This window comes from Methylorubrum podarium (assembly GCF_022179745.1).
Classification (GTDB): domain Bacteria; phylum Pseudomonadota; class Alphaproteobacteria; order Rhizobiales; family Beijerinckiaceae; genus Methylobacterium; species Methylobacterium podarium.
The window spans coordinates 1-11723 of the sequence record NZ_BPRD01000351.1 but is presented as its reverse complement, the minus strand read 5'-3'; the positions used below and the strand labels follow the sequence as shown (position 1 = coordinate 11723).

Here is an 11723-nt window from a genome sequence, read left to right as displayed (position 1 = left end):
CCGCGCCGCCGCGACCGCCGCCCGGTAGGGGGCGAGCAGGGCCTCGACCTCCGGCGCGAACGGCGCGTCGAGCCGGCCGAAGCCGTCGTGCCATTCCCCGGTGCGCCCGGCCTCTTCCGCTTCGAGATCGTAGACGCCGAGGCCGGCATGGGTGTCGATGGCCCGGAACGGCTTCGGCTTGGCGGCGAGGTGTGCTAGCACGCGCACGAGCACGAGGTGCTTGAGCACGTCCGCGAAATTGCCGGCGTGGAAGGCGTGGCGGTAGTTCACCGGACGGCCGGGGACGCTGTCCGATCGTTGTCTCGGCGTGATCGGACCATGGTGGCAGCTTCCGTGTATCGAGGGGTCGGACGATGGGCGACCGGTCGGGTCCGGTGAGTCCCGCGCCGCCCGTCTGCGTCACCGATCTGACCGACCGCCGGTCCATCGCCGTCGGGCCGGCGCCGGACCCGGAGCGGGTCCTCCGGCCCTCCTTCGACAGCCAGGACCCGACCGCCCTCCTGAAGCAGGTTCCGCATCGCGGCACAACCCTGCCGCCCAAGCTCGACGTCATCACGCTCCCCCGCGGCACCGTCTGGTTCGGCCCCGGCGTCGATGGGATCGCGCACACCGCCGAGGGGCGGCCGGTGGCCGAGACCGCGATGTTCGCCCGCGGCGACGCGACCGTCCCGGCGGAGCGGCTGCGGCAGGCGATCGACATCGAGGAGGACTGGGTCACGGTCGTCGATTGCGGCTGGGACAACCACTACCACCTGCTCACGCTGGCGCTGCCGAAGCTTCCCTTCGCCCGCCGGCACCTGCCGGAGGCGGCGGTGGTCATCCCGGCCCGCCGGGCGGCTCCGGCGGCGGATGGCCGGCCGGCGATGCTCGACCAGTGTCTCGCCCTGGATCCGGATGGCGCGCGCGTCCGCCCCGTCGCGGACGGTCTCTATCGCCCGCGCAACCTTCACCTCATCTGGCCGAACCACCGGCAGGCCGCCGCCCTCCACCTGATCGACGGGGCCCTCGCTTATTTCGACACCCTCGCCCGGAGCGTGCCCCCCGCGCCGGGCCGGGGCGGTCCGCGGCGCATCTTCATCGAGCGCGTGCGCGACACGCGCCTCCTCGATCCGCACGCCGTCCGCAGCCTCGACCGCCTTCTCGCCCGGCACGGCTTCGAGAAGGTCCGCCTGGAGGCCCTCGACATGGCCGGTCAGATCCGGCTGTTCGCCGGGGCGACGCACGTGGTGGCGGCCCACGGCGCGGGCCTGAGCAACATCGTCTTCGGCTCGCCCCGCCTGCGGGTGCTGGAACTGAACCTCGATCTCGACGGCGGCGGCACGCTCCGGCCCTGGTTCCTGCTCCTCGCGGCTGGCCGCGGGCAGCACTATCAATATCTGAACGCCTCGGCCTGCGAGCTCGCCGACCTCACCCTCGGGCTCGCCTTCGACCGGCTGATGGGGACGCGTCGCCAGGCCGCACGGCTGCGGCTCCTCCGCCTGCGGGGACGCCTCGAGCGGACGATGTCACGCTGGACGGGCCGGGCCGGAGCCTGACGCGCTCACCTCACCGCGCCGCGTCGACCGACACCTCGCCGGCCCGGCAGTTCTGGCGCGCCACCTCGGGGCAGGGGGTGAAGCCGCGCAGATCCTTCGCGAAGCAGATCCGCACCTCCTGCAACTGCCCGCGGCGGCAGGTCACCGACATCATGTCCGGGCGCAGGCCCTTGTTGGCCATCACGAACTGACGCGCGATCTCGATCGGCGCGGCCCGCAGGTCGCCCTGCGGCTTCACGAAGGCGTCGGGGATCGTCACCGCCTCGCGGGCGGCCTTCACCGCCTTGAAATAGGCGACCGGATCGAGGCCGGAGCAGGTGCCGTGGGTGCGCCACTCGTGGCGGGCGAGCCCCTCGCTCGGCATGACCTCGCCCGCGGCCTCCACCGCGTTGCGGGTGAGCGGGCGCTCCACCGCCGAGCAGTTCGAGGGGTAGCCGCGCTCGTATTGCGGCCAGAGCCCGTGCACCACGAAGCCGAGACCGCGGCCCGGGGCGCATTGCCCGTTGCGGTCCCGGCGCGCGCCCTCGCCGTCGCAATAGGTCGGCGACCAGGACAGCGACAGGACGTAGAAGTCGAAGCTGCCCGGCTCGCCGCCGCGTCGGAACCCTCCGAAATCCTGCGCCTGCGCGCCGGAGGCCAGAGTCAGGCCGAGGGCCAGGGCAGCGAGACGGCGGAGACGGGGCATCGCGGAGACTCGGGTCGGGACACCACCGGACGATGCCGCGCCGGGCCTGCAAGTCAAGCTTGTGCCGGGCAAGCTTGTGCCGGGAATGCGCCGCGCGTTTCCCCGCGCCCGATCAGGGCCGGGCCATCCGGCAGGCGGTGGCGTAGGCGTAGGCGTTGTTGCGGTCGAGGCCGTGGACGCAGAAATCGACGCCCCAGGTCGAGCCGATGATGCCGAGGCTCTCGCGCACGGAGTAGTCGACCTTGCGCCGTACCCCGTCCGAGGTCGTGGCCAGCGCCGAGCAGTAGCGGCGCGGGATGAAGTCGACGCCGTAGGGCCGCCAGGCGGTGCGCTCGATCCGCTCGTAGGAGACGATCGTCAGCGACGAGTTCCAGAACTTCGCCTCCTTCTCGGCGAACTGGGTCGAGACCTTCTCGAGGACGTCGGTGTCCTGACAGCCGGGAATGTCGGCGTCGTAGGGGAAGGTCTGCTCCTCGGCCGGCGAGATCTCCTCGCGGCCGGAGCGGGCCAGCGCCGGCAGCACGGAGGAGGCCGTGAAGAGGCCGAGCGCCAGGACGGCGAGGGGAAGGTTCGGGCGCATGCCGCTCTGATCCGCCTGTTGAGGGTGCCGCGGCGCGACCTCGGCCCGAGCAGGGCCTGGCGCGGCGGGCACCGGATGGCGAGAGACGATGCGCCGCGCTCGCTCCAAGTCAAGCTTGGACCGGGCGCGGGCGCCGTTTTTGGCCGGGCCTGGGGTGCGCCGGGCACACCCCGGAGGGCTCAGTAGATCGGCTCGTCCGGAGCGTGATCGGAGGCGTGGGGCGCGGCCAGCGACAGCGGCGCGTAGGCGGCGTCATGTGCCGGAACCGGGGAGCGCGGCCGGCTGGGGGCCGGCGCGGCGGCGTAAGCCGTCGGCGCGGGGGCGGCCGGGGCGCGGGCGACGCGCGTGCCGGTGGTGCGCGACGAGGTCGGCGCGACGCCGTAGGGATCGTCCTCCTCGACGTCGATCGGCGCCTGGGACGGCAGGGTCTGGCGTGCGGGCGGCCGAGGCGAGGCCATCGGGCGGGGCGAGCCGTCGGCGGCGACGAGCTGCGACTCGAACTTGAGCAGCGGCTTGCAGATCCGCTTCAACCCGCGCGGGTCGTGCATGGCCAGATCCACGTGGATGTGGTCGTAGTGGTAGACGTTGGAGCCCGGCGCCAGCACCGTCGAGAACCGGGCGCAGGCCCCGACGAACACCTCGCGCAGGAAGGCCTGCTCGGCCTCGGTGCCGCGCCAGCCGCCCTTGACGGTGACGACGTGGCCGTCGGCCAGCGTGAAGGACATGATGTCCAGGGCGTTGCCGAAGGAATGCTCGGAGAGCTTGGCGCCGACCTGGTTGTTGCGGCCGCGGCAGGAATAGGAGCCCGCGTTGATCTCGGCCACCGGCACGCCGAAATAGAGGTTGGCGGCGGGCTGGATCGTGTCGGCGAGCCACGCCTCGGCCTCGGCCAGCGCCGGGCAGGCCAGCGTCATCCGCTGCTTGAGCGCCACCGTGCCGCCGCCGAGTCGCGTGACCCGGAAGGGCTGCTGCATGCCGCAGGGGCCGGGGCCGTCGATCTCCTTGGCGAGGGAGACATAGGCCGTCGGCTGCACCAGCTTGCGGGCGATGCACATCTGTTCGGCCTGGTCGCGCCATGCCTCCCGGCGCTCGAACCGGTTGATCGCACAGCCCGTGAGCCCCGCGCCGAACAGCACCAGGGCCGAGAACGCTAACGCTTTACGCCACATGGACGAGACGATGCGCACCGTCGCGTAAACGAGCCGCTAACGATGCGCGAGCGGATCGGCCCCCGTGTGGAGCGCTGTTGACAGATCCGGCACGGGCCGTGACTTGGGAAGGGCATGATCTCGCTTCTCGACATCCGCGCCCGCATTGCGGACGGCACCCTCTCGGCCGCGGACGCGGTGCGCGCGGCGCGCGAGCGGATCGCCGCCCGCGACCCCGCCATCGGCGCCGTGCTGCGCACCGCCCCCGAGACGGCGGCCGTGCCCGAGCGCGGCCCGCTCGCCGGCATCGCGGTCGGCATCAAGGACATCATCGACACCGCCGACATGGCGACCGAATGCGGTTCGAGCATCCATGCCGGCTGGCGGCCGCGGGCCGACGCGGCGGTGGTGTCGCGGCTGCGGGCGCTGGGCGCCGTGCCGCTCGCCAAGACCGCGACCACGGCCTTTGCCGGCCTCGACCCCGCCGCTACCGTGAACCCGCGCGATCCCGGCCACACGCCGGGCGGCTCCTCCTCGGGCTCGGCCGCCGCGGTCGCCGCCGGGATGCTGCCGCTGGCGCTCGGTACCCAGACCGGCGGCTCGGTGATCCGCCCGGCGGCCTTCTGCGGGATCGCGGCGATCAAGCCCTCGTTCCGGCTGCTGCCGACGGTGGGGGTGAAGACCTTCTCCTGGGCGCTCGATACAGTGGGCCTGTTCGGCGCCTCCGTCGCCGACATCGCCCACGCCCTGGCGCTGATCGCGGAGCGGCCGGGAATCGAGGCCCCCGCGCCGGAGCGCCCGCGCCTCGCCCTCTGCCTTCAGGATTTCGCGGGAAGCGCCGACGCGGATGCCCTCGCGGCGCTCGACCGGGCGGCCCGCGCCGCCGAGCGGGCCGGCGCCTCGGTGCGCGATCTCGTCCTGCCGGAGCCCTTCGCGCGGGCCTGGGCCGCCCACCCGACGGTGCAGGATTTCGAGGCGCGCCAAGCGCTCGCCTGGGAATATGCCGAGCATCGCGACGCCCTGCCGCCGGTGCTGCGCGGCCAGCTCGACCGGGCGCAGGATCTCACCGCCGCCGATTACGACGCCGCCCGCCGCGAGGCGCACCGGGCGCGCCGGCTCCTCAAGGAGCTGTTCTCCGATGTCGACGCGATCCTCACGGTCTCCAGCGTCGGCCGCGCGCCGAAGGGGCTCGGCTCGACGGGAGATGCGCGCTTCAACCGGCTCTGGACCCTGATGGGCGTGCCCTGCGTCTCCGTTCCGGTGCCGGGCGACGGCCTGCCCCTCGGCGTCCAGGTGATCGCCCGCTTCGGCGACGACGGCCGGGCGCTCGCCGTCGCACGGATGATCGAAGAGGCGCTCGGGCGGGCGTAGCGCGCGTTCGCCGAAGCCGATATCGGCTCGGCGCGAGGACGCGTGTCGCAACAGCCGCCTAAAGGTGCGCCCTGCTCCCGCGCGATCGGGCCACGGCTCCTGTGCAGGGGGCATACGGTCGTCGGTTGATCACTTCGGGTTTCGCCCAATCCCGTCATCGCGAGCGTCAGCGAAGCGATCCAGATCGCGACCTTTCCGGAAGGGGCGCGCCCTGGATCGCCATGGCTTCGCCTCGCGATGACGGAGGAGGAACCGGAGCGATCAACCGGAAGCCGGATCAGCCACCATGCGCCGCGCCAGCCGGTCACCCGCGAGACTTCATAGCTATTGATAAGCCGGCAATTCAATCTTAATCCCGACGAAATGCGCGATTTTTCAGGTGTTGCAGGATAACAACGAAATTCGCAAAGATTAATATGACGCCATTATGAACGCGCGCCACGGCTCAGCTTGATCAAGTCTCCGCCCGACGGCTCGGCCGATTCGGTTTCCGGAGGACTTTCCATGCGTTACGTGGACAGCGTCTCGCTCGCGGCTCTGCTCATCGGCACCCTCGGTGCGACGGCGGCGCAGGCTCAGGCGGTCAACACCACCCCCGCCAACATCAACGTGCTCAACCTGCTCGCACCGTTCCTGAGCCTGAACAGCACGCCCGTCGGCCAGCAGACGCTCCAGCTCAACCTCTCGCAGGGGATTGCGCAGAACCAGGCCGCCTCGCTGGCCGATCAGCAGCGGGCGATCAGCGACAAGGCGCTGCCGGGCAGCGCGGCCTTCACGACCACGATCACCCTGATCGACGGCAGCCGGGTCAATCTCGGACCGGCGGACAACCTCGCGGGCGGCCTGCCGCTCCAGGCGGCCCAGAGCCCGGGCGGCCTCAACCCGTCCCAGCCGGTCGGCGGCCTCGGGCCCCAGCTCGGCGCGATCTACCAGACCGGAATCCGGGCGAGCAACGCGACGAGCGGCCCGCTCACCAACACCTTCAACCTGCTGAACCAGGCCTACTCGGTGCTCAGCGGCAATCTCGGTGTCGCGAAGAACTACTTCGCCAACGGCGCGGCCACCAACCCCAGCACGACGCCCGCCAACTACGTGCCGGTGCCCGCCGTGGCACCGGCGGGCACCACGCTGCCGACGGCCCCCTACACCATCCCCGCGGGCTCGCCCGCGGGCGCGGCCGGCACGACCGGAACCCTGCCGAACCGCTACGACAGCGTGCTCGACCTCGCCTACGGCGTGCGCAACACCGGGGCCGGCCAGGACGTCTACGGATCGTCGCGCCCGATCCAGGTCGCGCCGAGCCAGTACAACATCTTCGATCCGAGCGCGCTGAACGGCATCGCCACCAACCCGTCCTTCCCAAGCGGCCACACCCAGTACGCCTTCACGGACGGCTACCTGCTCGCGATGCTGGTGCCGCAGCAATACCAGAACATGCTGCTGCGGGCCGCGGATTACGGCAACAGCCGCATCGTGCTGGGCGTCCACTACCCGCTCGACATCATCGCCTCGCGGGCCTTCTCGGCCTACGACGTCGCCCAGAGCCTCACCAACCCGGCCTACATCAACAACGCCGCGACGACGGGGACGGCAATCAACCTGCCGAACCTGTTCACCCGCGCCCAGGCCGAACTGCAGGGCTACCTCGCCGCCCAGTGCGGCGCCGCCGTCGCGACCTGTGCCGCGAGCGCCGCCAACACCACCGGCAACCCCTACCTTCCCAGCGATGCCAACGCGGCGCTCTACCGCCAGCGCCTGACCTACGGCCTGCCGACCCTGAGCTTCGCCCAGGCGCCGCGCGAGGCCGCCCCCGCCGGCGGCCCCGACGCCTCGATCCTGCTCGCCCCGGTCTACGGCGGCAGCACCGCGGCGGCCCAGCAGATCGCCCCGAACGGCGGCCTCACCGCGAGCCTGCAGACGGGCACGATCAACCAGATCCTCGTCAACACGGAAACCAATGCGTTCGCCGCCTTCTACGGCACGCCGCTGAGCTACTGGAGCCGTCTCGACCTCTACGCGGCCTCGACCTACTTCCAGAACGTCACGGGCACGCTCCAGCTCGATCCCCGCGACCGCGTCGCCACCGACGTCACGGTCGGCAACACCGGCACGCTGGTGGCCGACGGCACGATCGCCGGCCGCGCCACCGTCGCGTCGGGCGGCCTGCTCGGCGGTGCCGGCACCGTCGGCGGGCTCGTCGTTCAGGGCGGCGGCACGGTCAGCCCCGGCGGCGGCCAGGGCGGTTCGCTCGGAACGCTGACGGTGGCCGGCAATGCCCGCTTCGCCTCCGGCTCGACGGTGCAGATCGACACCGGAACCGGCGGCAGCTCCGACCGGATCGCCGTGACCGGCCAGGCGGCGCTCGGCGGCACGGTGGCGTTCACGCCGCTCGCCGGGATCGTCAACCCGACCGGGCGCTACAGCATCCTCACCGCGAGCGCGGTGACGGGCCAGTTCGACGGCGTGAGCGGACCGAACTACGCCTTCCTGGCGGGCAACCTCGCCTATACCGGGAGCACCGTCGATCTGACGATCGCCCGCAACGGCACGCCGTTCACGGCCTTCGCCCGCACCCGCAACGAGGCGGCGGCGGCCGCCGGCCTCGACGCCTCGGCCGGGTCGGCCCTCAACGACCGCGTCGTCGGCTACACCCCGGCGCAGGCGCAGGGCGCCTTCGCCGGGCTGACCGGCGACATCCACGCCAGCACGACCTCGGCGGCCTTCGAGACCGCCTACTTCGTCCGCGAGGCGCTGCTCGACCGCCTTCGCCGCGGCGGCACCCCGGCACTCGCCGGCACCGTGCCGACGACCTTCACCGCCGACCTGCCGGGCCGCTCGGCGCCGATGGCGGTGGCGACCGTCGATCCGCGGGTGTTCAGCCTGTGGGGCCAGGGCTTCGGCAGCTTCGGCGACGCCCGCGGCGACGGCAACGCCGCCGGGCTGACCCGGCAGACCGCCGGCTTCGCGCTCGGCGCCGACCTGCGGCTGGAGAACGGGTTCCGGATCGGCGCGGTCGGCGGCTACACCTATACCAGCCTCGACACCACCGGGCGCCTGCAATCCGGCACGATCGAGAGCGCCTTCGGCGGCGTCTACGGCGGCACCGAGTTCGGGCCGGTGGCCCTGCGCCTCGGCGCGGTCTACGCCGACAACAGCCTGCGCACCCGCCGCAGCGTGACCCTGCCCGGCCTCTCCGAGACCGAGACGGCGCGCTACGGCGGCCGGACGATCCAGGGCTTCGGCGAACTCGGCTACCGCTTCGCCCTGTCGGCGCCCGGCGCGGTCCTGTCCGCGAACGGGGTGGCGCCGGCGCCGCTCTCCTACATCGAGCCCTTCGTCGGGGGCGCCTACGTCCATATCGACCAGGACCGGTTCGTCGAGGCCGGCGGGGCCGCCGCCCTGACCGGGCTCGGCCGGGGCAACGATGTCGGCACGGCGACCGTGGGCGTGCGCGCGCAGACCCTGCTCGATCTCGGCTTCGGTGCGCCGGTCTCGGCCCACGGCCTCGTCGGCTACCGCCGCGCCTTCGGCGACGTGGTGCCGGCCGCGCTCCTGGCCTTCCAGAACGGCGCCTCCTTCGTGACCGCGGGCATCCCGATCGACCGCGACGCCCTGGTGGCGAGCGCCGGCCTCGATCTCCGGATCTCGGCCAACGCCACGCTCGGCGTCTCCTACACGGGCCAGATGGGCGCCCGCGCCCAGGACCACGCGGTGAAGGGAGGCTTCACCTACCGCTGGTGAGCGCCGCCCGCACCGGCAAGGCGAACGGCCCGGATCGACGATCCGGGCCGTTGTCCGTGAATCCACGGCATTGCTACCGGCCCGGCCTGCTCCGTTCGGTCAGCGGCAGGTCGATGGAACAGCGCAGGGTGGTCTCGTCCAGCGCGTAGGAGGTGCGCGCATCCAGCGCGTAGGGCAGCGCCTTCTCGATCAGTTCGCGGCCGAAGCCGTACCGCTGCACCGCCTGCTCCTCGGCCGAGCGCCGCAGGCCGGTCTCGTGCCAGTGCAGGGTCAGCCGCGTCCGCTCGCCCTCGGCGTAGGTCCGCCACGTCACGCTCAGCTGTCCCGTCTCGACCGCCAGGGCGCCGTATTTGCGCGCGTTGGTGGCGAGCTCGTGCAGGGCGAGGGCGAAGGTCTGCACCGTCGCCTTGCGCAAGCGCACGGACGGGCCGTCGAGGAAGATGCGCGCGGCCGCCTCCCAGGCGCCGAGGGCGTCGAGTTCGGTGCTGATGAGCGTGTGCAGGGTGATCGGTTCGAGGGTCGAGCGGGAGAGGAGCCCCTGCACCCGCGAGAGCACCGCGAGCCGGTCATAGAAGCGGCTGCGGAACAGCTCCATGGAGGCGCTTCCGGCCATGGTCTGCTCGGCCAGCGAGCGCACCACCGTGATGAGATTGCGGGTGCGGTGCTGCAGCTCGGCCACCATCACGCCCTGCTGCTCCTGAAGCCGGCGCAGGTCGTCGATGTCGGTGGAGGTGCCGAGCCATTCGACGAGGCCGTCCTCCCCGCGCACGGGCAGCGCCCGGGTCTGGAACCAGCGGTAGCGGTCTTCCGCGGCCTGGCGGATGCGGTATTCGACGGTGAGGGCGCTGGCCGGGACGGCCCCCTCCCAGGCCTCCTGCGCCGCGGCGCGGTCGTCGGGGTGGAGCGCGGCGAGCCAGCCGAAGCCGCGGCTCTCGGCCTCGGTCTGGCCGGTATAGGCGGACCATTGCGGGCTCGCCCAGTTCCAGCCGCCGTCCGGGTCCGCCCGCCAGACCAGCTGGGGCATGCCCTCGACCAGGGCGCGTTGCCGGGCCTCGCTGGCGCGCAACTCCGCCTCGGCCTGCGCCCGCTCGGCCGCGTCCCAGGTTCGGGCGGCCACGTCCTCGGCCAGCGCCACCTCGGCCCGCGACCAGGCCCGGGGCTTGCGGTCGTTGAGGAAGAACAGGGCGCGCAGCTGGCCGTCGCGCACCAGCGGGACCGCCATGAGGCTGCCGATGTCCACTTTCCGGTGGAAGTCGGGATTTTGCAGGCGGGCGGTGTCGTTCACGATGATCGTCTCCCCCCGGTGCAGCCGATCGCGGAAGCTCTCATCGAAATCCCGGATGCGCAGCGGCCCGAGAAGCGGCTCGTTCACCGCGGTGTAGCGCACCTGCCGTTCGATCATCTCGCCGTCGGCGTAGACGCGGGCGTAGCCGGCCCGGCTGAGGGCGAGATGGGGCCCCAGCGCCTCGGCGGCGACGCGCAGGGTCGCCATCGGATCGGCCAGCCCCTGCAGCCGGTCGGCGAGGTCGAGCAGGAAGGCTTGGCGCGCCTCCTCCGCCCGCAGGTTCTCGGCCGCGAGATACTGGTCGTGGATGTCGGTGGCGGCACCGAACCAGTGCCCGATCCGGCCCTCCGCGTCGCGGGCCGGCGCGTGGCGGATCAGGAACCAGCGGTAGGTCCCGTCCCGGCGGCGGATGCGGTGCTGTAGCTCCAGGGTCCGCCCGGTGGCGAGGGCGTCGGCGAAGGCGCGCCAGGTCTCCTCCACTTCGTCCGGATGGAGCGTTGCCAGCCAGCCGCCATTCTGCGCCGCCTCCAGCGTCTGGCCGGTATAGTCGCACCATTGCTGGTTCGTGACGGTGGACTTCCCTTCGGGATCCATGTGCCAGAGAAAGCTCGGCACGAGTTCGGTGAGGCTGCGGAACCGCGCCTCGCTGTCGCGCAGGGTGTCGGCCGTCCGCTTGCTCAGCAGCACCTGGAGGATGACCGGAGCCAGCGCCTCGGCGGCCTCCAGATCCTCCGCGCGGAAGCCGCCCTCCCGGTTGCCGAGGCCGATCATGCCGATGGTTCGATCCTCCCGCTTCAGCGGCACGCCGAGAAAGGCCTTGAGCGGCGGATGCCCCTCCGGCGTGCCGATCCGGTCGGGATGCGTCTGCGGATCGTTGGCGATGAGGCTCTTCCCGTCCTTCAGCACGCGGCCGTAGAGGCCGTGGATCTTGAGACCCTTCGGGGCCACCCCCTTCGGGTAGGCGGGGTCGTCCACGGCGAAGTGCTGCCAGCCGCGATCGCTGATGGAGAGTTCGTTGAACCGGCCGGTCGCGGGGTTGACCTCTCCCATGAAGCTGAAGGCGCTCTGCGTCACGTCCTCGGCGACCGCGAGGCAGGCGCGTCCGAGTTCCTCCTCGGTGCGGGCGGTCAGCGCCTCGCGGAAGATGCGGTTGATCCCTTCGAGCACCGCGTTCTTGCGCCGGATGTCCGCTTCCGCCCGGCCGCGCTGGACGGCGGACCAGATCCGCTCGGCCACGTCGCGCACCAGCCCGACGTCGGTCTCCGTCCAGCTCCGCGGGGTCGCGTGCGTGACGCAGAGGGTACCGATGAGGCTGCCGTTCTTGATGAGCGGTGCCCCGAGGCAGGCCGCGATCCGGACCGCCGCCAGGGCGGAACGG

Annotated in this window: 8 protein-coding genes; 3 read left to right on the top strand and 5 right to left on the bottom strand. The window is 72.3% G+C overall.

Annotated features, from left to right (window positions below):
• Positions 1-270 (bottom strand): 23S rRNA (adenine(2030)-N(6))-methyltransferase RlmJ (gene rlmJ, locus MFF42_RS17340; protein ID WP_238256860.1); only part of this gene is annotated, 270 nt, incomplete at its 3' end.
• Between the two features lie 83 nt (positions 271-353).
• Between rlmJ and MFF42_RS17335 the strand changes: the two genes are divergently transcribed.
• Entirely contained in the window at positions 354-1535 is a 1182-nt protein-coding gene (locus MFF42_RS17335) for a glycosyltransferase family 61 protein (RefSeq protein WP_238256859.1), read from the top strand.
• A 10-nt stretch (positions 1536-1545) separates the two neighbouring features.
• Here the strand turns inward: MFF42_RS17335 and MFF42_RS17330 are convergent, their stop codons facing one another.
• The 3 genes from MFF42_RS17330 to MFF42_RS17320 form a co-directional block, all read right to left on the bottom strand.
• Entirely contained in the window at positions 1546-2220 is a 675-nt protein-coding gene (locus MFF42_RS17330; RefSeq protein WP_238256858.1) for a ribonuclease T2 family protein, read from the bottom strand.
• A 112-nt stretch (positions 2221-2332) separates the two neighbouring features.
• Complete coding sequence (locus MFF42_RS17325) at positions 2333-2800, bottom strand: hypothetical protein (RefSeq protein WP_096484048.1); 468 nt, start codon at positions 2798-2800, stop codon at positions 2333-2335.
• 179 nt (positions 2801-2979) lie between these two features.
• Positions 2980-3969 (bottom strand): extensin-like domain-containing protein, encoded by a 990-nt coding sequence (locus MFF42_RS17320; RefSeq protein WP_238256857.1) that lies wholly within the window; start codon positions 3967-3969, stop codon positions 2980-2982.
• 114 nt (positions 3970-4083) lie between these two features.
• Between MFF42_RS17320 and MFF42_RS17315 the strand changes: the two genes are divergently transcribed.
• Together MFF42_RS17315 and MFF42_RS17310 are read left to right on the top strand one after the other, a co-directional pair.
• Entirely contained in the window at positions 4084-5319 is a 1236-nt protein-coding gene (locus MFF42_RS17315; RefSeq protein WP_238256856.1) for an amidase, read from the top strand.
• 504 nt (positions 5320-5823) lie between these two features.
• Entirely contained in the window at positions 5824-9060 is a 3237-nt protein-coding gene (locus MFF42_RS17310; protein ID WP_238256855.1) for an autotransporter family protein, read from the top strand.
• A 73-nt stretch (positions 9061-9133) separates the two neighbouring features.
• On the opposite strand, the gene MFF42_RS17305 is transcribed toward MFF42_RS17310, so the two are convergent.
• On the bottom strand, positions 9134-11723 hold a 2590-nt coding region (locus MFF42_RS17305; protein WP_238256854.1), incomplete at its 5' end, for a GAF domain-containing protein.